Source organism: Eubacterium ramulus ATCC 29099 (assembly GCF_000469345.1).
Taxonomy (GTDB): Bacteria; Bacillota; Clostridia; order Lachnospirales; family Lachnospiraceae; genus Eubacterium_I; species Eubacterium_I ramulus.
In genome coordinates this window covers 1-24,025 of the sequence record NZ_KI271098.1, presented here as the reverse complement: position 1 = coordinate 24,025, position 24,025 = coordinate 1, and the positions used below count along the sequence as shown (strand labels likewise).

Here is a 24,025-nt window from a genome sequence, read left to right as displayed (position 1 = left end):
TTAAAATAAGGAGGAAACAGCAGAATGGAAGCTTACAAACAGGAGTTTAACGATTCAATGGCATTTGTAGTATAAAACGCAGTACGAACCTCTTGGGAAAATTTAAAAATCGGGGAAATTGCATCCCAGTTATCATGCCAGCGGTTCATGGCGCTCGGATATTGTCCTGACCATTTTTCGGTAACAGTCTTTAACTGTTTTCTGGCAGCTTCTTCATCAGCAGCTGTATAGATTGTCTTTAAGTCTTTCGCAAAAGACTTCATATCCTTGTTTGCAACGTATTTGAGCGTATTTCTCACCATATGTACGATGCAGCGCTGTTGTTCCGTTTCAGGAAATGCGGCAGAGATTGCATCCTTGATTCCTGTCAGGCCATCAGAGCAGAGAATAAGAATGTCTTGAACACCACGGTTTTTCAGACTGTTCAGCACTGACAGCCAATACTTGCTGCTTTCATTTTCTCCTACAACAATGCTTAATACTTCTTTCATTCCGTCTTCGTTAATTCCAAGGACGACATATGCTGCAAGCTTTCTGATCACGCCATCGTCACGCACAGAAAAATGTACAGCATCAATAAAAACGATTGGATATACCGATGACAATGGGCGATTTTGCCATTCTTCTATTCTGGGAAGAAGCTTATCTGTGATATCGGATACCATTCCTTCACTTACTTCAAATCCATAAATATCTTCTATCGCTTCTGAAATCTGTCGAGTGGTCATTCCTTTTGCATACATGGAAATAATCTTGTCATAGATCGAAGAGATGTCTTTCTGGCGTTTTGGAAGTACCTGCGGCTCAAAGGAACTCTGTCGATCCTGAGGAACATTAACCTCAAATTCACCATATTTTATTTGCTTCGAACCGTCTTAGGCTTTGTTCCATTGCGATAGTTAGGCTCACCGGATCTTTCATAGCGGTCATAACCAAGATGATTATCCATTTCTGTTTCAAGCATATCTTGAATTGTGCCAGACAGAAGATCCTTTAAGGCCTCCTGGATGTCATCAGCGGACTGGATATTATACTCTTGGAGCAAGCCCTGAATCAAATTTCTCTTTCCTTCAGTTATTGGTTTTGGTTTGTAAACTTCTCTTTTTCTGTTTGCCATAATAAAAGGCCTCCTATGATTTTTATATTTTATCATAGAAGACCTTTATATTGTCTAATTTACAGAAATTTTTTCACAGGCTCTCTCTCATATATTCAGTACATGTTTTGCGTTACCAGCATTTGGAGCATTTTTCAAGTCCCATGCTGATTGCTTCCTGCTCTGTTACCTGAGTGGCTTTATCTGGATTCATCCTGCCGCAATTATTTTTGCTGTGGTATTTGGAACCGGTTTCGGATATCCAGACGGTGGCTTCCAAACCCAGCTCTGATTGTGCAGGAGGAGCGGATTCTACTTCCTGCTGTGCAGGCTGAGGTGTGACTGTTTCTGTTGCTTCTGTCTGTTCTTCCTGTGCCTGAACGTTAGCGGTGCCTGTTACCCGGTAGGTCGTGTTATCTTTTGCGACAACACTTGCATCTTCCCAGGAGTCACCCGTCTGGTAATCAATGCCGATGCCAGGCTGGATATTGTATACATAATAACAAAATTGAATGCCTGCACCCAGATCTTCCACAGAGTAGGCTTCCATTAAGACACCTCTGGCAACCAACTCATCCCCGGAAAACATCGGGGTTACACGATACAGCACATGGTTTCCGGTTGTGTCGACATAGTCATCGACTGCATTTTCAAACGGCAGCATTCCGACAACATTTAAGTAGCGGGTTCCGGTGATCAGGTTCTTTGGGTTCGCGTTTTCTCCCGCCAACTGAAATCCGATCAGGTGGCACCTGTTGTAAAGATAATTGCCATCGATGATGTCATTGTATTTTACGGTGTGCCAACCGGACGGTTTTACCATACCGATCTTTCCGCGTGGTTCCGTAGGCTGCAGTTCTTTACAGATGTTTGCATAGGCAACGCCACATCTTCCAAGACTGTCTAATTCGCTGTAATCTTCAAACGCATCTGTTCTCTGTTTGTCTGCATCTGTAAAAAATGGCTGATTGTTATTGATTTCTACAAATGCATAGCCTTCATAGGCAGGGATGGCATCAAGGGATGCGCTTGTGGATGAGACCTGCTCTGCATCTGAAACCTGTGTGGCATCAGAAGATTGTGCTGTGTCATCCTGATCCTGAAGCTCCGACTGGTCCAGTTCATCGGTGATCGCTTCCGCATCGGAAGCTTCCTGTGTGGTGTCAGTAACTGATGTTTCAATGGAAGGCTGCGGGTTTTCTGTTTGCACATCGCCGCATCCGCCCAGTGAAAACAGAAGGACAAAGGATAGCAGCAAGCCATACCAGCGGTTCCGTTTCTTAAAGTTCATGTTCCATTTCCTCTCTCTCTGTAAATAAATTCTCTCTGATCATTATACCAGAAGTAGCATGCATTTAAAATTATAATTTAAAAATCACAGGGAGTAATTTCCGATCTGAAAGAAAATTTTGAAAAAAATATAAATTTGTTGTTATTGGCAGCAGTCATTTTCCGTATATAGTATTGGGAGTGTTTCATAGCACTTCCCGATTACAAAGGAAAGAATGCATTTTGATATCAAAATAGACTATGTTTTATTGAAAGACTGAAATTCGAAGCAGATAACAGGAGAAATGGAGTGTTTTTTGATACTTTTTGTCATAGAGTATATTTTAATACAACAAGTAAATAATCTGACAGTATTAGAAAAGAGCTGTGGTCACTGTAAGGTCTGGGTTATCTGCGTCTACCCTATGTACGCACATGAAACACTGTGATCCACGCTTTTAGATCGTAGAACCCAACGGCGGACCATTAGCCTGTAGGTAACCAATCCACGTATAACAGAGTGGCCAACTGCCGGGGACTGTTAAACTAGGGCTCTTTTCTAATGCTGTCAGAAAAACAAATGTGACTGGAGTTAAGAAAAATTTCTCAAAATTAACTCTTGATAAAAGTCACTTCATAACAAGGTAGCATTTGAACAGGCGGAAAAAGAAGTCACTGATCTGCATAAGCGAATTTCACAGGGAATCCAGATTACAAAAGAAAGAATCTGCTTCTACCGGTGGAAGAACAAAAGCAGATTGGCAGACGTGCCGGAAGTCAGGTTATAACCAAAAAGTCAAAAGAAATGAAAAGCAGGAACTTAAAAATGTCGAAGTGTTTTGATGGGAATATGTCAGATAAGGAATGCATTGATATTTTACAGATTTCAAGGAATACCTATTATAAATATAAGAAAGAATTGATCGAAAGAGCAGGTAATTAGACTTGACATAGAAGTGTGATTGGAAAAACATTATCAAATAACATGTGAGTAGAAACAACAAAGAGGTCCGTTTTGTGGACCTCTTTATTTTCTTCTCAATATAGAACTATATGTCATTTTTAGTTAAAAATAAATGTATAAAATGCTGTAGATGATTATTTAATATAGTGTTCCATTGGAACTGCAAGACAATGTTGTAGAAAGAGTTTTTCTCTGAACCTCATGTCCCCTTAAATATTGGATAGCTGTGGCGGTTGCTGTAGCGCTGTTTCCGCTTTTGGAAGATGACTTGCTACTAATAGTCCAAGTTGAAGCAGTTGCTTTTGCAGTAGCAGATGCGGCTGTGCAAGTTGACGAACCGTTTCCGTATGAGAAACTTCCGGTTACCGTTACAGACCATTGTTCAACATTATCAGAAGAGTAATAGATTCTTGATCTTGTTCCACGCTTGGTTGAAGAATAGAAGCTGATAGTTGGATTGTCAATGGTAAGTGTCTCTATAGTGTAGCTCCCATCTTCATAGTATTGTATATGTTGCTTCGAATCTTGTGCAAATGCTGGTATACAGGCAGTAACTATTAACAAGCATGCAGTAAAAATGCATAGAAATCGTTTTTTATCTTTTTTCATCAGTAAAAGCCCCCGTTTACGATTAGATTAAGGTACCTCTGTAGGAGGTGTTTCAATACTGTAGCCATCGATAGAATGGTCTACTTGTGTGTATAATTTATGAAATGAATATAGTTCTATGCAAGCAACAACTACAGCAATGAGAAGAATCGAAATAACTATATGACGTATAATAGAAGATATACGTAATTTCTGAATGACATATTCTGTATCCGCATTTTCATAATATTCAATAATAATATCTTTTGGCGTACCGATACGATTGCATAATTCATGGTATGTAATTGCTGGTTGCTCACTGCAAATGCTCTCAAGATTTTGCAATATCGTATTTAGAAAATCTTTTTCATATTTTCCTTTGATTGGAATTAATGTTTTTAATTTCCGGTAATAAGTTGAACCGCCTTTTGTTAAAGTTTTGTATTTCATGGCGTATCCTCCGCTTGCAGAGTTTGAAAATCAAAATTTAAGATATCGTGGATACTCTGCGTAGTTTTTAAATATTCCTGTGTCAATTCTTCAAGTCGATTTTGACCGGATGACTCAATGTGATAATAGACGCGAATCATTCGTCTGCCAACCTGTTTTTTGTAATCAGTGATATATCCACTATCGATTAACTTATATAAAACAGGGTACATCGAACCTTCTGGAAAAGAAAGATATTCATTTGTAATATCACGAATTATCTGTCCAATTTCATATCCGTAACAATCGCCTTTTTTACTCAGTATGTGAAGAACTAACATTTCACAGGAACCTTTTTTAAATGTGTTCCTTGATTTCATATATGTTAAATCCTCGTATTGTATAGTAGTAGTTTTTATAGACCCTCTCCAAGGTCTTTACAACTATTAGGTCATAGTCCATCCTTGATACCAACACTTGATCTCGCATACCCTAAGATTTCTCCTGACCTGCTATAGCCGCGTCCTCTAAGCTTAGCTTCGTGCCAGATCTGTCTTATTCCGTCTTCGTCAAGTGCTTTTAAATCATCCGGAAATGGTGCCTGTTTCAGCAGTTCCAGGCTGAATGCACCATCGACTTTCCCAACGCATCCTTATACTCTGGGTAATAGATCTTCATCTCCCTGTGCATCCGGTTTATGGAACGGATCCTGTCCTCATTCAGCTGATCTTTGAACATCGATAACCTGCGAAGTTCCCCATAAAGTTTTTCTGGAAGATATGGCATAGCGAAGTTGCCATCCTTGACAAGATTTGCAATCAGTTTCGGATCCTTCGTGTCGTCTTTCAGCTGGCTGTTGTCTTCAATCTCCTTCGTCTGCTTCACAGCATAAGAATTTACCTGAACAACGCTGATTCCATTGGAAATCATCCACGTCGCAAGGCAAAACCAGTAATGACCTGTCGGCTCTAATCCAAGCACGATCTGATTCTTATTATGTTCAGCAGCTATCTTTACCGCCCATTCCTTTGCACTCTGGAATCCCTCTGAATCATTATTAAACGAAAAGGCGGACTTACTGAGCTCTCTGCCGCGGGTGTCGATTGCTCTCACATAGTGCGTTTCACTGCCGACATCGCATCCTAAAATAAGCATGTCATCACTGATAAATGAGAGTTTTTCATTTTTATCAAACTTACCATTGATTTCTAACTCATGCCAGGTTGACGCTTTAAGATTTTCCCTGATCACCTTCGCTTTTTTCAAAAGTTCCTGTTGTTCAAAAATATTTGCTGTAATTAATTGATTTTTCTTCTTTGTGCTTTTAAGATTCATGTTAGATACCTCTTGTATTTTTTAGATTTTTACCAACTGGCAGGTTAGTAATAATCTAAATTTACTTGAGGTATTTTTTTATGTCAATCTCTTGGCTTATTTAAAGTATACAGGAAGCTTTCTATTTTTTATGATTATATAGTAACCAAAATATAGAAAATAATCAATACCTATATAAACTAAATATATGTTGACATACATAATAAACAATGATATTATTAATTCGTCAAATAAAGGAGGAGGGGAGTCCAATGGTGACTGAAGGAGATGTGATTGACAAATTATATTAGGAGGAGAAAAAATATGTTGAAAAATAAGGTTAGAAGTATTGTTGCAGGTTGTTGTGCAGCAGCATTGTGTTTAATGAGTACAACTGGAGCTTATGCAGCAACTTCAAGATCATGGAGTGTGCATGCTCAGCCGGGGTCATATCAAACAACTCAAGTCGTGTCTATTGTTAATTTTGGAAATGGTTATGTAGCATCTTGTACAGCTATGAGTGGTGATGTGGCATCAAAATCAACGACAATTCGGGAATATTCGAATAGTGCATGCACTAATGCAGTGGCACTAAATAAAACAGTAACTTTTACAGATGTAAATAAAAGTATAACATTTAAACATAAATCAATGCCGTCGGTTGATACTGTTTATATGAAAGCTTCACTTACTTATGGAAATGGCTCGAAAGCGTCTATGTCAGGAACAATAAGGACTAATGGATAGTAACCTTGAGAAGAAATTAGCGAAAGGAGTCAGATTTATTTTGGCTCCTTTTGTTGTAGAGGTAATTAGCATGATATATATAAAAAAATTCTCCCTATTTATATTGATTGGATTAATCACTTTTTTGACGGGTTGTTCTGCCAATAAATCAGAAATTCCTCAAAAAGAGAAAAATTTTATCCCCATCTCAAAAGTTGAAACAGATACCATTACTGAAAACTATAAAAATCTTGATATATCGAATACAAAGATTACAATTCCAGATGTAGATGAGGTTTATGAATTGAATTTCCCGGTTTCCACAGATACATTTGAAAGACAGTTGGAAAAGTTTGAATATAATATTCGAAAGTATGAAGGACTGGAAGAGGATACTGATTTGGTACCTTATATGAATATTATGTATTGGGATAATGAAAAAAATGATAGGTTAGTAATTCCACTGGATGAAGCAACAAAGGAGCAAAAAGAGCAGGTACAATATATTGGTTATAATGATGGAATATGTTCTGAACTGCTTGTCTTTTCAAATTTTATGTTGGAAATGGGGGATTATGCTACAACGACAACATTGGTAGGCGACCAGGATGATCACTCAAAGGATGCTTATGGATATCGTTCTACAAATCTGGGGACATCGGTAGCAACTTATGATCTGGATAAAGATGATATTTCAAATATTTCTTACCATTTATCAGATGGCGACCTGTTGTTGACAGAAGCAGTGGACTATGTTGAAAAGCATATGAAAGAAGATTATTATTATGTAGGATCGGAATATCTTGATTATTCCGTATTCGGGATAGATGTAAGAAAATTAACTGATGAGATATATTATTATGAGTTTGATGTGGGAACCGCTTATGATGGTGTTGCATTAAACCATGATGATGCAACCTCACTGGATAGTATGAATGAAGATTCTGGAAAAGATAATCTGACCGCTGAACCATTTGGTACGAACCATCTGGTTACAATGTTTGAAAAAGATAAATTGGGCTTTATCTGGAGTTGTTGCCAGAATTTTGAATCTGTTCAGACTCTGAATACTTATGACAAAGTATTGCCGCTTGATGTGGTGTGCGAGACGTTAAGTAATTATATATCGAAAGACAAGCAGTTTCAGATCAGCTCGATCGAGTTGCTATATCAGACAGAATTTGAGTATGAAAATGAGGAAAAAAGAGAGTGGGGGTATATTCAGTCGATTCATTGTCGGCCTGTATACCATTTTTCTATTGAGAACACAGGTCTATCTGAATACAGAAAGATGTATTTTGATGTGGATGCGATTACAGGTGATATTACTACCATGGTATATTAGGATTAGGCAGGTGACGGTAATTCTTGTGCGAAAGATTAATGAAAAAGGAAATAGTTTCAGGGAAATACCTGATCTGTATTGTTGGGATTATGTTATTGTGTTTTACAAGTCGTTTTCCGGGAAGTGATGTTGATCTACATGAGATGACGCTTATGGCATTTGTAACTTATGGTAAGTCACAATTATTACAGATGGGTGAAATGGCAAGTTCTTACAGTGTAGCTGTAAGTTTTCGCGATATGGAATGGTTTATTGTGTTACTGCCAGTGATGTCAGTACTTCCGGTTGTTTCTGAATTTGCTGAAGAATGGTTCAGCGGACATTACTATATGTCAATTTCCAGAACGACAAGAATCAAATATACAATGAAATGGATGACAAAGGCTGCTGCAGAGACATTTGTCGGTGTTGTATCTGGAATTATCTTATATTTTATTCTGGTTTATATAAAGTTCCCGGTCTATCTGCTTTCAGGTGATGCAGCAGAGAGTAGTGTGATCGCGAATGTGTATGGAACCACGATTGCTGCAAGGGGATTTCATCTCGGTGTTTCAGTTATTCATACGGGAATGCTGGCCTCAGTATTTGCTATGCTGTCAATTGTGATAACAATAATTTGTAAAGAATGTTTTTATGCCGTCAGTGGGCTTGTTCTGGCAGAATATTTTAGTAAAAAATTGTCCTCGGCATATGAAGGATTTTTATTATATCAATATTACGATAATGGAGAAAAAATTCCGGCAAGATACAATGCAATAAGATTTTTATTCCCATCGAATCATCTGTTTTATGATCGGTCATTTTATAGTGATTTTGGAATAAAATACGGATGGTATTTGATCTTTCTGATTCTATTGATTATTGCAATTTGTGGGATATTTTATCTGCAAATAAGGAGACGAAATGAATAAAAAACAGAAAATCAGGTGGATTTTTTGTGTCGCAGGAATGGAATTCCGGAAGTGGATCAGTTTGAAAAATTTTTTGATTTTACTATTTGCTGCAATATTCCTGGGGGAATATGTATATCGGGATATGATTTCAGTGGCACAGCTTACACATTTACAAATTAATATGTTGGAACCATTTGACCTGGTTATGTCCTTCCAATTTTACATTTTAGTCATACCACTGGTGTTTTGTGTATTATTATCCGGATTCCCGGATAACAGTGCAAATAATATTTTTTCTTTTTCCAGGTCAAATCGTGTGATGTGGCTTTGCGGACAAATATTATTTGGTATGTTGACTGGAACTTTATGTATATTGTTTTTTGTAGTAACAAGTCTGCTCTGGGTTGGAAGGAATGGAGTAGTTTCTAACCATTGGAGTAGTTTTATGACAGATATGTATGCGGGATTTCCGGAGATATATGCGAAAAATGACAGGTTATTTTTGGAATCTGGAACAATGAGTCATGGTACTCCAATCAGTGTCGCAATGATATGCATTGGTCTGATGCTGTGCTATTTTATGGTTTTACTTCAAATCTTATGTTTTTTCCATTTGATCGGTCATAAAAAAATGGGTATGTTTGTTGCAATGTCAGTGACTGTGATTGGAGCAATTTCAGTGTCCTTTTTTGAAAAAATATCCTGGTTGTTTCCTATGACACATGCAATTTTTGGTGTCCATTTTGACAAATTTTATGCACAGCCTAAATGTAAAATTGGGTGGTCGTTGCTGTATTTTCTTGTTTTAAACATACTATTGTTTGCAGAAAATGTTTTTCAGGTAAAAAAATGCAGAATAGGAGACAATGGATGAATCAATATATGATAGATATTACGGATGTTGGACTTACAATTCGGGGAAGAGAAATTTTACATGAGATAAATGTACAATTTGAGTGTGGAAAAATATATGGTCTGGTAGGACGTAACGGATCAGGAAAAACAATGTTGATGAAATGCATCTGTGGATTTGTGCATCCGACACACGGAACAGTCAGAGTAAATAGTAAAGTAATCGGAAAAGACATTGATTTTCCCGAAAATATGGGGGTGATAATTGAGAACCCATCTTTTATTTCACATATGTCTGGGTTAAGAAATCTGGAGATTTTGGCAGGATATAAAAAGTGTGTATCGAAAGAACAAGTGAAAAAAATTATGGAATTAGTAAATCTGGATCCTGAAAGCAGACTCCCTGTCAGTAAATACAGTCTTGGAATGAAACAGCGCCTTGGAATTGCACAGGCGATTATGGAAAAACCGAAGTTATTAGTTCTGGATGAACCATTTAATGGACTGGATGAAGACGGTGTAAAAGAGGTCAGAAATATACTGCTCAAAATGAAGCAGACAGGGGTGACAATCGTATTATCTTCGCATAATGCAGAGGATATTAAAATATTATGTAACAGCGTCTACCAGATGAACAAAGGGTATATGAAACAGATTCTCTAAATAATGATAAATTCGTTTATAGTTAAAAAAGAATATATTTAAAAATTATAAAAATAGAGCTATCATTTAGGAAAATGATTGTAATTCAATAGATTGATTTTGATATACTGTATCAAAGTAAGTTTCCTTCCATCTAAAATCAACGTATATATTTAACAAAGGTCAACACATTCCAATGGAATGGTTCAGTTTAAGAGTGTCAGATACTCTTATTTTTGTAAGGATTTCTTACATAAATATCCAGCTTGGATATGACAGGAATAGTCCTGTTTATCAAAAAATAAATATGAATACGCAGATATGTAAAAAGACAGGGCATGATGCTCTGTCTTTTTGCATACCCAGAAAGAAGGAGGAAAAGAAAAATGCAAGTTTCTATTGACAATGATGAATTAGAAAAGAAAGTAGCAATTGCATTGAAAGGCATCAATGGAAGATCATTGGCTCAGGCAATTTTAAAATGCATCATCATCAAAGCAAAAGAGGATGAAATCCTGTTGGAAGCTACCAACCTGGAGATTGGATTACGGGTGAAGGTAGACGGAACGGTAGAGGAGGAAGGATGCTGTGCGATTGATGGAAAATCACTGGCAGACATTTCCAGAAAAATGCCTGACGGTGATGTGGTAATTCAATCGGATGAAAAAACGGCTGTGATATCCGGGAAAAAGGTGAAGATCAAACTGCCAGTCAGCGATGTCGAGAGCTTTCCAGGACTTCCGGATCTGACAGAAATGGAAGTGAGTTGCAGCGTTTTACAGGGAGCGTTGAAAGATGCCTTAAATGGTGTACTATTTTCGATTGCAGTTACAGAAGTAAATCAAATGCTGTCGGTGGTACATGTTAAGTGCGAGGAAGGGCAGATGCGTCTGACCGGACTGGATGGTCATCGGATCGCAATCCGGGCGCTAGAGGTACAGACGGAGGAAATGGAATTAAATCTTCCGGGAATCCCATTAAAAGAGATCGCCAAGCTGTTAAATAATGAGGAACAGAAAGTAGATCTGTGTGTAACGGAGCATCTGGCTTGCTTTCTGATGCCGGATGTCTGGGCATCTATGCGGCTGGTTGACGGAAAATATTTTGATATTTCCGCTTTCCTGCAGGATAAGACAAACAGGAATATCAGAATCGACAAGACACAGTTAAAAGACAGCGTTTCCAGGGCATTACTGCTATTAGCAGATAAAGTGCAGAAGCCATTGGTCGTACAGGTTGCGGAGAATAAAGTGACACTGGAAGCTGCGACCACAGCAGGGGAAATGTCAGAGTCGATCAATGCCGTAACGGAAGGGGAAAGCGAACCACTAAGAATTGGATATAATCCCCGCTATCTGATGGAGATACTACAGGCCATAGAGGATGAAACCATCGACTTGAGTTTGGGTGGTGCAAAAGATCCTTGTCTGATCAAAGGGATGGATTATCTGTATGTATTATTACCCGTTTCATTAGGCAAAACAGAAGCAGCACTTTAAAGGTGCGAAAGGAAATTTTTGATGAAGAAAGTATTAAAAGGAAAAGTATATTGCACTGAGACTGCAAAGGAAGTTGCGCGTATTGAGAATGGATGTATTTTTTACCACAGTGTTAAAATCTTATTCCCAAAAAAAACAGGGGAATATTTCCTTTATGAAAAGAACGTCGTAGATGAAAGTATCGAACCATATACGAAAGAGGAAGCGGATGCGTGGCTCAAACGGCATAAAGCTGAAATTGAGGAAACAAAAAAAACGTAACAAGAAGTAATTGCAGGTACGGATCATGTCAAAATAGGTTGATCTTGGAACCGGAATGTGATTTGCAGAAACTATTTTGGGGAAAATTGTAAATATTTGTTATTACATGCCATCTAAATCCGTATATAAGTATAGAGGCATGGAAAGGAGGGCTGGAACAAATACTTACAATTCAAATGAAAACAGGAGGTAGAGAACTTGAAAGAAGAAGTGATTATGTGTAAAATAGTCTCAAAGACAAATGGATTTCATGGGAATAGTTGGGAGGTGAAGTACACCGATGAGCTATAAGATGGAAACATTTGAAGAACGCAAAGTGCGCTACATTGAGAAGATTAAAAATCTCACCATGATGAGCGACATTCTGGCAAGGAATGTGCTCAAAGATAAGGAATGCTGTGAATACATATTGCGTATCATTATGAATGACAGCATGTTGACCGTTCTTGATAACCAGGTTCAGGTGGATTACAAAAACTTACATGGCAGGAGTGCTGTTCTTGACTGTGTAGCAAAGTCGGGGGATGGTCGCCTGTTTAATGTAGAAATCCAGCAGGAAGATGAGGGAGCAATCCCGAAACGTGCCAGATATCATTTAGGATTAATGGATATGAATGTATTGAATCCGGGAGAGTTTTTTGATAAACTTCCCGAAACATATATTATATTTGTCACACAGGATGATACGCTTGGTTACAGATTACCGATTGCTCACGTGGATCGGATCATAAAAGAAAATGGGGCAGAATTTGGAGATGAAGCCCACATTATTTATGTGGATTCAAGCAAGCATGAGGATACAGAGCTTGGACGGCTGATGCATGATTTTCACTGTAAGGCGGCATCTGATATGCAGGACGGTGTATTAGCAAAAAGGATATACGAGTTAAAAGAGTCAGAGGAAGGAGTCACGCATATGTGTAAAGTGTTGGAAGAAATTCGTGAAGAGGGACGAATGGAAGACAAAATGGAAACAGCAAACAATTTATATAAGATGGGGATGCCATTGGAGCAGATTGCTCAGGCAGTGCAGGTAAGTGTTCAAATGATCCAGGAATGGCTTTCTGGAGAAACTTCCCCAGTGAAATAATTCTAGTAAATGGATGAATAGCCAGAAATAACAAGATATAGGCTCTGATAATATAACGATCAGAGCCTATCATGTTAAAGGAGGAGTAATAGAAAATGAGCCGAGAGATAGAAGAGATACGTGCAGAAGGCTATGCAAAGGGACGTGCAAAGGGATATGCCAAGGAATATGCAGAGGAATATGCGGAAGGTTATGTAGAAGGATATACAGAAGGCTATGCACTAGAAGAAAAAAAGGAAATGGCGAATCGATTAAATGACTTTGGCCTGCCAGTGGAGCAGATTGCCCAAGCGTTAAATGCAGATGTTTCCATGGTGCAGGAATGGCTTGCTGAGCCACAGTTGCCGAAAGAACAGTAGGTAGGAAGAAAAGATAAAAACAGTGAAATCCTGGCTTCATTTATTGAGGTCAGGATTTTTTTTCGCATTTTTTTGTTATGAAAGGTGCTCGAAATCCGTATATATAAGTAGACAGATGAGAAAGGATGCAGGAATATCCTGCAAATAGGTGCGAAAATGGAACAGTATACATTACCAATTATGCGTTACACGAATGAGATCTGGGATATTTTATATCCGGAGGCTTCCAAGGATGAATGGAGCTGGATGAACAATGTACATTCCAGTGCAGATGCCGCAATCATACAAATGCAAATGGCAAGGCAGAGTGCGCATTATCCTAAAAAACTGGGGAAAGTGCAGTTTGTGGTAATCGACCAGGAATTTTTTCAGTGGATTGGTATGACGATCCATGAGTGGGGGCAATTGTCACTTGGAAAAAAGGCGAAAGACATGCAGAAGTATTTTCATCAGTTGGCGGAGCCGGATATGCAACGCCTTTTGGAAAAGAACCATATGGATCAGGATCATCGGATGTATGTTTACCGATTCCGGACAGAAAATATGTTACCAAATTTGTGTGAACTGCCAACGGATCCAAAAGAGCTGCTTACAGACTGCCTGAAACTTCGGGTGGATGGGAAGCTGTTATATCTACCGGGCATCTGCTTTTCCAAGGATTTTCATGGATTGGACTTTACACCATCAGAACTTTATCGGGACTTCCAGGAGATGGCAGAAATTTACTTTGCCACAGGTGCCAGCGTCCGGAAGGGAAAATACCGCGTGGACCAAAAGAGAGAGGTTCGGAAAGCATCTGGACAGGAGCTTCAGATTCCCTTTGTAGTGGCGCATGAAGCGAAGGCATCCATGAACGTAGAGGAACTGTTTGAGTCCCCATTTCACTCAAATGTATTTCCGGAAGAACTGCATACAGTTCTGAAAGAAACGTTTGGTGAGATCCAAACCCCTCAGATTATACGCATTTTGGACTTGCCATTCTTTATGAAGTTTCCATATGTAAAAAACTGACGTATATAAACAATATCAGTCATAGATCAGGATCAGACCTGAAGAAATCATATGTCCCATTGGGACAGCAAATCATAAGGTGGGAGCATATCCCCACGATCAGAACAGATGCAGAAGCATCGTCGAATGGGCAGGAGATCGCCTGCGAGAAATCAAAATACAATCGGGGGAACCCCGTTTATACATAGATAGAAAGAAGGAATCCGCACACTGGTGCGGATTTTTTGTATGCAAAAAAGGAGGAAAGAAAAAAGAAATGAGGCAATTTTTTACCTTTTTCTTGTCGTATGACTGGTTTGGGTTTCGGCAGAAAAAGAAGAAACAACAAAGAAGGGATTTCCGGTTTCATGGCGATGTCATGCATCTGGGAGCGAAAGCACGTTTTAAGCGGAACGTGGAAGCAGTCAGGCTGTTAAAACATCTGGAGAGGGAAAACCGTCTGGCAACAGAGACAGAGCAGGAAGTATTGGCAAAATATGTCGGATGGGGCGGTCTCTCCCAGGCGTTTTCAGAGGATGATGCAGCGTGGGCATCCGAGCACAAAGTCCTGCAGGAATTATTTACGAAAGAAGAATATCAGGCTGCCAGGGCAACGGTTACGGATGCTTTTTATACGGATCAGGGAATCGCTAAATCCATGTGGGAAACCTTGAGACGGTTTGGCTTTCAACAGGGAAACTTGCTGGAGCCGTCGCTTGGGATCGGAAATTTTTTCAGTGTCATGGATGCAGATCCGATGATCCACCGCTATGGGGTAGAGATCGATCCTGTGAGTGCGCATATCGCAAAACAACTCTACCAAAAGGCTGAGATCACACAGGCCGGACTGGAAAATACCAGGTATGAGAATAACTTTTTCGACTGTGCCATTGGAAATGTCCCGTTTGGTGATTACCAGGTGGCAGATGCGCGTTATGATCACTTTCATCTGAAAATCCATGAATATTTTCTGATCAGGAGCGTGGACCTGATGCGGGCTGGCGGGATTGCAATCCTGATCACTGCAAAAGGGACACTGGATGGGAAAAATACATCATTCCGGAAACTGCTGGCAAAAAAAGCGGTACTGCTTGGAGCAGTGCGGCTTCCCGTAGAAGCATTTCAGGGAATGGCAGGGACGAAAGTCACCAGTGACATCCTGGTGCTGCAAAAGAAAGAGCATGCGCTTTCGGATACTGTCACATGGGTGGATACGCTACAGACACCGGATGGCTTCCGAGTCAATTCTTATTTTATGGAGCATCCGGAGCAGGTCCTGGGTGACCTGCAGGCAGATACCAGATTCCCACATGCGTTTTGTGTCACGAAACAGGATTTTTGTGCGGATGATGTAAAAGCAGCACTGGACCGGATCAAGGGGACACTGCCGGAAAGCGTACACACAGAGGAAGTAGTGTACGCGCCGGCACCGGCGGATGTGAAGAATTACACCTACTTTTTCGATAAACGCGGGGCATTATATTTCAAACGGAATTCTGTGATGGAAGCGGTTTCTGTCGGAAGAATGGCACGCCAGAGGATCGCCGGGATGGATGAGATCCGGCATCTGGTACACCGCCTGTTAAAGTTACAGCAAAAGACGGGAACAGAAGAGGAGCTTACGCGTGTGCGCCACAAGCTAAACCAGACCTATGATGCGTATGTGAAACGGTATGGGCATCTGACCAACATGGGAAACAAGGTTTTTCGGGAGGATGCAGATTATCCGCTGCTGTGCGCCTTGGAGATCGTGGAAAAGGATCATGTCCGGAAAGCGGATATTTTCTATCACTGCACCATGCGTAGACAGGAAGTGGTCACAAAGGTGGATTCGTCAGTGGATTCCATCAGTTTGAGATTAAACCAGTATGGAAAGATCAATCTGCCGTATATGGGAGGACTGGTGCAAAAAGAGGATGAGACAATGGAAGATGCCATGAAACGTCTGACTCAGGAATTGCAGGGACTGATCTATCCAGATCCGGCATGTTACCGGGAACAGACGCCTTACGAGGGATGGGTGACTGCCGGGGAATATCTGTCCGGCAATGTCAGAAAGAAGCTGCGTTTTGCGCAAGGCGCTTTCCGGGCCAACCCGAAGCTGTTTGCAGAAAATGTCAGGGCATTGGAGCAGGTGCAGCCGGAGGATATCCCGGCAGGGGACATCTCCATCCAGATCGGAATCCCATGGATCGAAGCAGAGGATTATGAAGCATTTTTATATGAAACGCTTGGGACACCGGGATATTACCGGCGTGATCCGAAACACCTTTCCGATACTGACATTGCGGTAAAACAAAATCCCGTCACAGGGGCTTACTTTATCACCAATAAGGCATCACAGGCATCTGTTTTGCAAGCGAGTGAGACCTATGGAACCGCGCGGATGGATGCCTATACGATCTTTCAGACATCACTGAACATGCGGAAAGTAGTAGTCAAAGACCGGATCGATCATTCCGATGGCAGTGTGACTTATGTGGTGAACCAGAAAGAGACCATGCTGGCTTCCGAAAAGCAGGAGCTCCTTCAGATGAAGTTTAAAAGCTGGCTGTTTGAGGAACCGGGACGAAGGAAAAAGTACGTCCGATATTATAACGAAACATTCAACCATACAAGACTGCGGGAATACGATGGCAGTTTCCTTACGTTTCCGGGAATGAACCCGGCATTCGAACTCAAGCCTTACCAGAAGAATGCGGTGGCCCGGATACTTTTATCCGGAAATACCCTGCTGGCACATTGTGTCGGGGCTGGAAAGAGTTTTGAGATGGTTAGTGCGTGCATGGAACTCAAGCGCCTTGGACTGGCACAAAAGCCGCTGATCAGTGTACCAAAAACACTGGTCCGCCAGATGGCTTCCGAATTTTTGCGCCTGTATCCCGGGGCACATATCCTTGTGACTTCCGAGCGGGATTTTACGAAAAACCGCCGGAAAGAATTCATCTCACGCCTTGCGACCATGGAGTATGACTGTGTGATCATGTCCCACAGTCAGTTTGAACGCATTCCGATTTCCCCGGAGCGGCAGAAGATGATCTTACAGAGACAGTTGGATGAGATCCTTATGGGGATTGAAGAACTGAAAGCCAGAACGGGGGAACACTGGACGGTCAAACAGATGGAGCGGGAGCGAAAGTCGATCGAGACAGAACTGAAGAGACTGCAGGATGCATCAAAAGATGATGTCATCTGTTTTGAAGAACTTGGGATCGACTGCATCTTTATCGATGAGGCACATATCTACAAAAACTGCAAGATCTTTTCCAAGATGGGAAACATCCCCGGCATTACAAGTGCTGCATCTAAGCGGGCATCCGATATGCTTGCCAAGTGTCAGTACCTGAATGAATGCACGCCGGGGCGCGGTGTGATCCTGGCGACGGGGACACCGGTGTCAAATTCGATCTGTGAAATGTATGTGATGCAGCGTTACCTGCAAAGCGACAAACTTTCAAAGATGGGATTACAGCAGTTTGACAGTTGGGCAGCGACCTATGGGGAGACAACGACGGCATTGGAGCTGGCAGTGGAAGGCAATGGCTACCGGTTTAAGACCAGGTTTAACCGTTTTAGGAACCTGCCGGAGCTGCTGACGATGTTCCGGGAGATTGCCGACGTGCAGACCAGGGATCAGTTAGACCTTGACGTGCCGGAGGCAGAATACCGGGTGCAGGTGGCAAAACTGGATACTTATGGAAGAAAGATCATGGACAGTTTCGTGACGCGGGCAGAGCAGATCCATAACGGGGGCGTGGATGCCTCAGTGGATAATTTTTTGAAACTGACAACAGATGCAAGGCTGCTTGGCACAGATGCCAGACTTCTGGATCCGGAAGCACCAAAAAATCCGGATGGAAAGCTGGAGCAGTGCATCGTATGTGTCAAACAGGAGTATGATGCAGCTTTGGCAGAAGGAAAGATCGGGACTCAGCTTGTCTTTTCGGATATCGGAACCCCGAATGATGGGAGCCGGTTCAGCGTTTATTCCTATATCAAAGAAGGACTGATACAGAATGGAATCCCAAAAGAGCAGATCGCGTTTATCCATGATGCAAAAACAGAGGAAAAACGGCAGCGACTGCTTGATCTGGTGCGGGAAGGTGAAATCCGGGTACTGATAGGATCTACCGAAAAATGCGGCACCGGAGTCAATGTACAGGACCATGTCATTGCCCTGCACCATATCGACTGCCCATGGGTCCCGGCCCACATCGAACAGCGGGAAGGGCGCGGGATACGGCAGGGTAACGAAAATACCAGCGTCCGCATTTACCGATATGTGACACAGGATACCTTTGATGCGTTTTTATGGTCTGTGCTGGAAAATAAGCAGCGTTTCATCTCCCAGGTGATGCATGCCGGAACGACAGCACGTACCTGCGATGACATAGATGAGATGGTGCTAAATTTTGCGGAGCTGAAAGCGATCGCCACAGGTAACCCATTGATCAAGGAGAAGATGGCGTTAGACAGTGAGGTGCAAAAGCTCCAACTGCTAAAGGCACACTATGACTCCCAAAAGTACGCCCTGCAGGATGCCTATCTGGAAGAATATCCGGCACGCATCCGAAAAGAGACGGAAAAACTCTCCCGGCTGCAGGAGGATCAAAAAACCATTGCTAAGGAAACAAAAGATATATTCTGTATGGAAGTGGAAGGTATCGCCTATCTGGAACGTGCGGAAGCTGCACAGGCGGTGGAAGACCTGCTCTTACGTGCGCCAAAGGGTGTGAAAGTGGAACTGGGACGGTACAGAGGGTTTAATATCTTATATCAGCAGGACATCTTTGGTCGGAACTTAGGTATCTGTGGTCGTAATACATACTGGATTGATGCGTCCCTGTCCGGAAGCGGCTGTATCCGGCGCCTGGATAATTTCTTCACGTCATGGGATAAGATGGAGCAGAAGATCAAAGCAAAGATAGAGGAATACCGAAATGCGCTGAAAGCGGCAAAGGCAGAATATGAAAAGCCGTTTGAACGGGAAGCGGAACTGATCGAAAAGAGCCAGCGACTCTCACAGATCAATGCGTCCCTGGAACTTGACCGGAAGGATGACAGCGGGGAAGCAGTCACATAAAGCGGCAGAAGGAAATAAAGGAGATAGAAAAAACATGACAGTAAAAGAAAAACTGAAACAGGAAGAGGAGAAATTGTTGGAAAGCGTTAACAATTCGTATCGGGACATGATGAGGGCACAGTTTGACTGCATCTTTGAGGAGCTGGAGGAACGGTGCGAGAAAAGTCCGGAATATGCAGCGCGGGTGTTACTGTCCCATAAGAGCTTTGCGCGTTGCATGAAGTATGCCATGAAAAAGATCATGGAGATCCGCACGCCGACGGAGAAGGAAAAGGAGCTTGCCCGGAAGCAGGAAGCCCCGATCGTGACACCGGTTTCTTCCGATGTGTTGTTCGAGTGGATCGATGAGTATTATGAGCTTGACGATAAGGAAGCGTATGAGAAAGAAATGCAGAAGCAGGAAGCGGCACAGACTTCTAAAAAGAAGAAACGGACGGTCAAAAAGCCGGCAAAACCATTGCTGGATGGTCTGCTTGGAAAAGAAGGCGGCGATGCGCCAGACCTGAAGCCATCCAAAGTAAAAAAGAGCAGACGCAAGGAGCTGGACGGTCAGTTATCGCTGTTTCAGATATAAGAAAAAATGAGAAATGTGGCAGCACCTGTTTTGTATGGCAAGGCAGAGATGCCCTGGACGGGGATCTTTTCCCTGTCTGCTGTTACAAAAAAGAAAATGGAGACAGGCAGCAAGAAGGCTGTCTGGGAAAGGGGATATATGAAGATCGCATATAAGGCATTCCGACCGGACCTGTCCTGTCAGGCAGGCGGCAGTACATACCAATACCAGTTACAGAAGTGGAATGAGATCAAGGAGGCAAAATGCAGGGAGACAGGTTTTCACTGCGCGGAAGATCCGCTGGACTGCTTAAGCTACTACCCGGTATGGGAACAGGCGGTATATTACATGGTGGCGGCAGATGGAGACATTGACGAGGATGCCTGTGATTCCAAGATTGCATGCACAAGGCTCCGGTTGCTAAAAAAGATGACAAAAGAGGCGTACATCTATGTGGCACTGGTCTATATGGTACAGCATCCTACACGTAACTGGAATGCCAATGTAAAGAGAGAACGTGCAGTTGCAGACCGCAACCAGATGGCAGTCAGCCGGGGAAAAAATCCGACAGCCAAGGGTGGTCTGGGTGCAGTATTAGGGCTTGCCAGGGAAGCACCGGATGGATGTGGGATCACAGAGATCGCGGTGTGTGTGGTAGACGGGAAACGATATCTTCCGGATGTCTATTATGACGTGAACGGAAATGAAGTGCTTATATAAGGAGGAAAAGGAAAATATGAAACGACAAGTGATAAAAGGCTATCCATGGCCGGAAGAAAAACATAGTATCGCAATAAGGAAAGCAGTGATCGACGATGGGATGTATCTCATCGTCGATTTTGTATCTGACAAACCACAGCTTCGGGTCTGCATCGGTAAGAAGGAATATGCCAATTATTATCCGGAAGGAACTTCGGTTACCGTTCAGGGGAAGAAACATGAGACATACGTGGTTTTGCCGGACAGTTGGGACCAAAAGCAGATCGCAAAAGTGATCGAGTCAGACTTACTGGTAAAGCAGGCAGTTTCCTATGATGATGGCGGAACCGGGGTAGAAAAGGAAAATCTGTGCGGATGGATCGGGTTAAAAGAACACGATTGCCAAAAGAAGCTGATGGAACGCAAACACGAGATCCGAAGAGACCGGATTCAGGAGTTTCAGGCACTGGTGCCAGAGATCCCATCAGGATTTAGTAAATGGGCGAGAAAACAGTGTGAGGAACATCTGTTTACTTATGAGCCGTTCCGACGGCGAAAACAGACGACTGGGATCTGCTCCAACTGCGGGCAGGAGTCCGTAGTGGAAAACATACAGCAAAACCAGACGTATATCTGCCCAAAGTGTAACGCAAAGACCAGGACACGCCGCATGGATTATAAACATAAAAATCCGCGTCCGGTTCAGTATAAAGAACGGGAAGTGATCCTGTTCCAGCGTGTGGAAGGCGGTTATGTGGAACGGCATTTCATAAGCTGGATGAAACTGGCGGTTGCCAAGGAAAAGTATGGATGTGAGGAAAGTGCAAGAATCTTTCTCCGGCATGGGAAGGAGAGGACTTTCTATGCGAAATATAGTTATCTCACCAGAGAGGTATTCTGGGACGATGCCAATTTTGGTTATTTTGACCCAGGTGGGATGATACGGATCGAAAATGGTCCCATCTATCCCTACACGTTTCGCAAAAGCCTTACCAAAGGTACAAAATACCAATACTCGGCACTGGAACAGTTACAGAAAGAACCGGGATTTTCCCCGATCGAATATCTGCAGCGCTATGAAAAATATCCGGTATTGGAGCAGATGGTCAAATCCGGACTTAGGAAACTTGCGTTACAGATGGATCTGTCAAAGCTGAATCTGAAAGCAAAAAAACCATGGGAGTTATTTGGACTTACGAAGGATGCCTTTCACAGATTACGTCAGATCAATGGGGGAAAAGAGGAGATACTGTGGTTTCAGTATATGGAGCAACAGCATCTTACACTTCCCAATGCGGTTATCTGTGGAATGGCAAAAGAAGGCATTGAGCCTGCAAATATTTCCGGTGTGCCGTTATCTCCGACGGTCATCTATAATTACCTGAAACGGCAGGCGACTGGATGCAAGGGCAGACGGCACATGCGGGAACTGCTTGGCACTTGGGAAGATTACCTTTCCATGGCGGCATATCTGAAGATGCCGATGGATCAGGATATGGTCTTACGTCCCCGCGACCTGCTTTTGGCGCACCGCGAAGTGCTCTCCCAGTGTGGAGGAAAGGAGAAAGGGCTCCGGGTTGTAGAGATCGCTAATAAATTTCCACGTGTGGAAACGGTACTGGCATCCATCAAAGAAAAATATGAGTATGTTGGAAAGACATTTTCGATTGTGGTTCCGGAAAAGATTGAGCAGATCATAGAGGAAGGACAGGCATTGAAACATTGTCTTGACCGTTCAGACCGCTATTTTGAGAGGATTGCAAACCAGGAGTCCTATATTGTGTTCCTGCGTCGGACAAAAGCAATGGAGCAACCCTATTATACGCTGGAGATCGAACCGGATGGAACGACACGCCAGAAGCGGACGGTGGGAGATAATCAGAATAATGATTATCACCGGGCAGAGAAGTTTTTGAAAAAGTGGCAGGCGGCGATCAGACCAAGGCTTTCACAGGAAGATTTTGAGCGACAGGAGATCAGTCGTCAGTTGAGGATGTATGAACTGGAGTCCCTGCGTAACGACAAAGTCACCGTCCATGGCGGAAGCCATGCAGGGGAACTGCTGGCGGATATTTTAGAAGCCGACCTGATGGAAGCATAAAGATTTACAAAGGCATATTTCGTTAATATACATATCACCAAGAAAAATATGAGAAAAATATGAGGAAACATAGATGAAAAAAACAGAAAAAAGATTAATAACCTTATCAGATGGAACTGGCATGGGTGGAGAATTATTAGTATTTAGAACAGATGCTCCGGCAGAAGTGTTGTCAGAGTTGGAGAAAATATCCTGCGAGATTTTTATCAACGGAGCTAATTATGAGGACGTTCCTATATGGGCAGATGTTTTAAAAGAGAAGGGGTATGAATTTACATCTATTGATTCATGCACCCATGTAACTGCTTACGGCACATCAAGTGATTGGCTAGAGGAAACTTTTGGAGAAATCAATGAAAAATATGTCATTGAGGACCAACCCGACCTATTTTTAGGAGCTGACCTGATGGAAGCATAGAAAGTTTTCAAAATAAATTGATTGATTTGAAACAATAGTATATGCTAGTAGATAGGTAAAAGGAGATGGAAGCGCATCTGCAAAAGGATGTGTGCAGGAGACAGAGAAAGTGTATCTGAAAAAGATTTCTTTAGAGAATTTTAGATGTTTTGAAAAAGTCGAGGCTGACTTACAAAAGAAACTGACATTGGTTGTTGGTGCGAATGGTGCCGGAAAAACATCTCTGTTGGAAAGCATTGCCATTGCAATGAGTACCATGTTTACGGCTTTTGATGGAGCAAAAGCTATGAACATCACGAAGGAAAGTGCTCATCTGAAGGCATATAAGATCGGAAGTACCGATAACGTGCAGCCACAGTATCCGGTTCGGATAGGTGCATGGGCACAGTTGGATGAAAGACCGGAGATTTACTGGGAGAGAACGCTAAATACTGCAAAAGGGAAAACCACGATAAAAGATGCCAAACAGATCCTGGAAGTTGCATCAGATTACCAGAAACGGCTCCAGGAAGGGGATACCTCATTACTGTTGCCGATCATTGCTTACTATGGTACAGGCAGACAATGGGATTATCATCGTGAAAAGCAGGCGGACATTTCTGAAAAAAATACAAGAACGAACGGTTACATTGATTGTATGAGCGGAACGGCAAATATCAAATTGATGATGAACTGGTTTTTGAAAATGACAGTGCAAAAATACCAGAACCAGGAAAATGGGTATGGACCAGTACCGGAGTTGGAAGCAGTTTTTTCCGCGATGGAGCAATGCTGCAATCGGATCACCGGTTCTAACGATGCAAAGATTCAGTACAATATAGAAACCAAGGAAATTGATGTTGCTTATACGGATG

General features: G+C 42.1%; 20 protein-coding genes and 1 pseudogene. 15 read left to right on the top strand and 6 right to left on the bottom strand.

Translation table 11 applies throughout. The features are described 5' to 3' along the window. Positions 1-41: 41 nt before the first annotated feature. From HMPREF0373_RS03975 to HMPREF0373_RS03950, 6 genes and pseudogenes are all read right to left on the bottom strand, one after another. A pseudogene (locus HMPREF0373_RS03975) lies at positions 42-1,117 on the bottom strand (IS256 family transposase); the annotation flags it as partial. A gap of 112 nt (positions 1,118-1,229) precedes the next feature. After that, a complete protein-coding gene (locus tag HMPREF0373_RS03970) occupies positions 1,230-2,387 on the bottom strand; it encodes a DNA/RNA non-specific endonuclease (protein ID WP_021738320.1) in 1,158 nt (385 codons plus the stop codon). 1,080 nt (positions 2,388-3,467) lie between these two features. Beyond that, on the bottom strand, positions 3,468-3,938 hold the full coding sequence (locus HMPREF0373_RS16670) for a hypothetical protein (protein ID WP_022036685.1): 471 nt from the start codon (positions 3,936-3,938) through the stop codon (positions 3,468-3,470). A 27-nt stretch (positions 3,939-3,965) separates the two neighbouring features. After that, the gene (locus HMPREF0373_RS03960; protein WP_021738317.1) at positions 3,966-4,367 is read right to left on the bottom strand and encodes a DUF6120 family protein; all 402 of its coding nucleotides are present in this window, start codon (positions 4,365-4,367) and stop codon (positions 3,966-3,968) included. Beyond that, a complete protein-coding gene (locus HMPREF0373_RS03955) occupies positions 4,364-4,726 on the bottom strand; it encodes a PadR family transcriptional regulator (protein WP_021738316.1) in 363 nt (120 codons plus the stop codon). The genes HMPREF0373_RS03960 and HMPREF0373_RS03955 overlap by 4 nt, the downstream gene beginning before the upstream one ends. Before the next feature lie 226 nt (positions 4,727-4,952). Beyond that, complete coding sequence (locus HMPREF0373_RS03950; RefSeq protein ID WP_021738315.1) at positions 4,953-5,681, bottom strand: IS110 family transposase; 729 nt, start codon at positions 5,679-5,681, stop codon at positions 4,953-4,955. Positions 5,682-5,984: 303 nt separating this feature from the next. On the opposite strand from HMPREF0373_RS03950, the gene HMPREF0373_RS03945 reads away from it, so the two are divergent. The 15 genes from HMPREF0373_RS03945 to HMPREF0373_RS03870 form a co-directional block, all read left to right on the top strand. Continuing rightward, a complete protein-coding gene (locus tag HMPREF0373_RS03945) occupies positions 5,985-6,407 on the top strand; it encodes a hypothetical protein (RefSeq protein WP_021738314.1) in 423 nt (140 codons plus the stop codon). Positions 6,408-6,477: 70 nt separating this feature from the next. After that, complete coding sequence (locus tag HMPREF0373_RS03940) at positions 6,478-7,731, top strand: hypothetical protein (protein WP_044962837.1); 1,254 nt, start codon at positions 6,478-6,480, stop codon at positions 7,729-7,731. 152 nt (positions 7,732-7,883) lie between these two features. Continuing rightward, positions 7,884-8,642, top strand: coding sequence for a hypothetical protein (locus HMPREF0373_RS03935; protein WP_147597862.1), 759 nt, complete (start codon positions 7,884-7,886; stop codon positions 8,640-8,642). Positions 8,643-9,494: 852 nt separating this feature from the next. Beyond that, a complete protein-coding gene (locus tag HMPREF0373_RS03925) occupies positions 9,495-10,139 on the top strand; it encodes an ATP-binding cassette domain-containing protein (RefSeq protein WP_021738310.1) in 645 nt (214 codons plus the stop codon). Positions 10,140-10,504: 365 nt separating this feature from the next. Next, positions 10,505-11,617, top strand: coding sequence for a DNA polymerase III subunit beta (dnaN, locus tag HMPREF0373_RS03920; protein ID WP_021738308.1), 1,113 nt, complete (start codon positions 10,505-10,507; stop codon positions 11,615-11,617). A gap of 21 nt (positions 11,618-11,638) precedes the next feature. Next, positions 11,639-11,878 carry a hypothetical protein gene (locus HMPREF0373_RS03915; protein WP_021738307.1) on the top strand — a complete coding sequence of 80 codons (240 nt, stop codon included), beginning with the start codon at positions 11,639-11,641 and terminating at the stop codon, positions 11,876-11,878. A 280-nt stretch (positions 11,879-12,158) separates the two neighbouring features. Continuing rightward, a complete protein-coding gene (locus tag HMPREF0373_RS03910) occupies positions 12,159-12,968 on the top strand; it encodes a PD-(D/E)XK nuclease family transposase (RefSeq protein WP_021738306.1) in 810 nt (269 codons plus the stop codon). 95 nt (positions 12,969-13,063) lie between these two features. Then, positions 13,064-13,327: a FliH/SctL family protein gene (locus tag HMPREF0373_RS03905; protein ID WP_021738305.1), complete on the top strand. Its 264-nt coding sequence runs from the start codon at positions 13,064-13,066 to the stop codon at positions 13,325-13,327. 156 nt (positions 13,328-13,483) lie between these two features. Continuing rightward, positions 13,484-14,338 (top strand): P-loop NTPase family protein, encoded by an 855-nt coding sequence (locus HMPREF0373_RS03900; protein WP_021738304.1) that lies wholly within the window; start codon positions 13,484-13,486, stop codon positions 14,336-14,338. 256 nt (positions 14,339-14,594) lie between these two features. After that, positions 14,595-19,400, top strand: a complete 4,806-nt coding sequence (locus HMPREF0373_RS03895) for a helicase-related protein (protein WP_049946807.1) — start codon at positions 14,595-14,597, stop codon at positions 19,398-19,400. Positions 19,401-19,434: 34 nt separating this feature from the next. After that, positions 19,435-19,974 (top strand): PcfK-like family protein, encoded by a 540-nt coding sequence (locus tag HMPREF0373_RS03890; protein WP_022036681.1) that lies wholly within the window; start codon positions 19,435-19,437, stop codon positions 19,972-19,974. Between the two features lie 6 nt (positions 19,975-19,980). Continuing rightward, complete coding sequence (locus HMPREF0373_RS03885) at positions 19,981-20,673, top strand: DUF7666 domain-containing protein (RefSeq protein ID WP_021738301.1); 693 nt, start codon at positions 19,981-19,983, stop codon at positions 20,671-20,673. Between the two features lie 16 nt (positions 20,674-20,689). Beyond that, positions 20,690-22,753, top strand: coding sequence for a PcfJ domain-containing protein (locus tag HMPREF0373_RS03880; protein WP_044962834.1), 2,064 nt, complete (start codon positions 20,690-20,692; stop codon positions 22,751-22,753). A gap of 73 nt (positions 22,754-22,826) precedes the next feature. Then, positions 22,827-23,171 (top strand): hypothetical protein, encoded by a 345-nt coding sequence (locus HMPREF0373_RS03875; RefSeq protein ID WP_021738299.1) that lies wholly within the window; start codon positions 22,827-22,829, stop codon positions 23,169-23,171. A gap of 109 nt (positions 23,172-23,280) precedes the next feature. Beyond that, positions 23,281-24,025 (top strand): AAA family ATPase (locus HMPREF0373_RS03870; protein ID WP_207638147.1); only part of this gene is annotated, 745 nt, incomplete at its 3' end.

Coding starts and splice junctions, on each gene's coding strand:
- HMPREF0373_RS03970 (WP_021738320.1), bottom strand. CDS start 2,387: ATGAACTTTAAGAAACGGAACCGCTGGTATGGCTTGCTGCTATCCTTT.
- HMPREF0373_RS16670 (WP_022036685.1), bottom strand. CDS start 3,938: ATGAAAAAAGATAAAAAACGATTTCTATGCATTTTTACTGCATGCTTG.
- HMPREF0373_RS03960 (WP_021738317.1), bottom strand. CDS start 4,367: ATGAAATACAAAACTTTAACAAAAGGCGGTTCAACTTATTACCGGAAA.
- HMPREF0373_RS03955 (WP_021738316.1), bottom strand. CDS start 4,726: ATGAAATCAAGGAACACATTTAAAAAAGGTTCCTGTGAAATGTTAGTT.
- HMPREF0373_RS03950 (WP_021738315.1), bottom strand. CDS start 5,681: ATGAATCTTAAAAGCACAAAGAAGAAAAATCAATTAATTACAGCAAAT.
- HMPREF0373_RS03945 (WP_021738314.1), top strand. CDS start 5,985: ATGTTGAAAAATAAGGTTAGAAGTATTGTTGCAGGTTGTTGTGCAGCA.
- HMPREF0373_RS03940 (WP_044962837.1), top strand. CDS start 6,478: ATGATATATATAAAAAAATTCTCCCTATTTATATTGATTGGATTAATC.
- HMPREF0373_RS03935 (WP_147597862.1), top strand. CDS start 7,884: ATGGCATTTGTAACTTATGGTAAGTCACAATTATTACAGATGGGTGAA.
- HMPREF0373_RS03925 (WP_021738310.1), top strand. CDS start 9,495: ATGAATCAATATATGATAGATATTACGGATGTTGGACTTACAATTCGG.
- dnaN (WP_021738308.1), top strand. CDS start 10,505: ATGCAAGTTTCTATTGACAATGATGAATTAGAAAAGAAAGTAGCAATT.
- HMPREF0373_RS03915 (WP_021738307.1), top strand. CDS start 11,639: ATGAAGAAAGTATTAAAAGGAAAAGTATATTGCACTGAGACTGCAAAG.
- HMPREF0373_RS03910 (WP_021738306.1), top strand. CDS start 12,159: ATGAGCTATAAGATGGAAACATTTGAAGAACGCAAAGTGCGCTACATT.
- HMPREF0373_RS03905 (WP_021738305.1), top strand. CDS start 13,064: ATGAGCCGAGAGATAGAAGAGATACGTGCAGAAGGCTATGCAAAGGGA.
- HMPREF0373_RS03900 (WP_021738304.1), top strand. CDS start 13,484: ATGGAACAGTATACATTACCAATTATGCGTTACACGAATGAGATCTGG.
- HMPREF0373_RS03895 (WP_049946807.1), top strand. CDS start 14,595: ATGAGGCAATTTTTTACCTTTTTCTTGTCGTATGACTGGTTTGGGTTT.
- HMPREF0373_RS03890 (WP_022036681.1), top strand. CDS start 19,435: ATGACAGTAAAAGAAAAACTGAAACAGGAAGAGGAGAAATTGTTGGAA.
- HMPREF0373_RS03885 (WP_021738301.1), top strand. CDS start 19,981: ATGAGAAATGTGGCAGCACCTGTTTTGTATGGCAAGGCAGAGATGCCC.
- HMPREF0373_RS03880 (WP_044962834.1), top strand. CDS start 20,690: ATGAAACGACAAGTGATAAAAGGCTATCCATGGCCGGAAGAAAAACAT.
- HMPREF0373_RS03875 (WP_021738299.1), top strand. CDS start 22,827: ATGAAAAAAACAGAAAAAAGATTAATAACCTTATCAGATGGAACTGGC.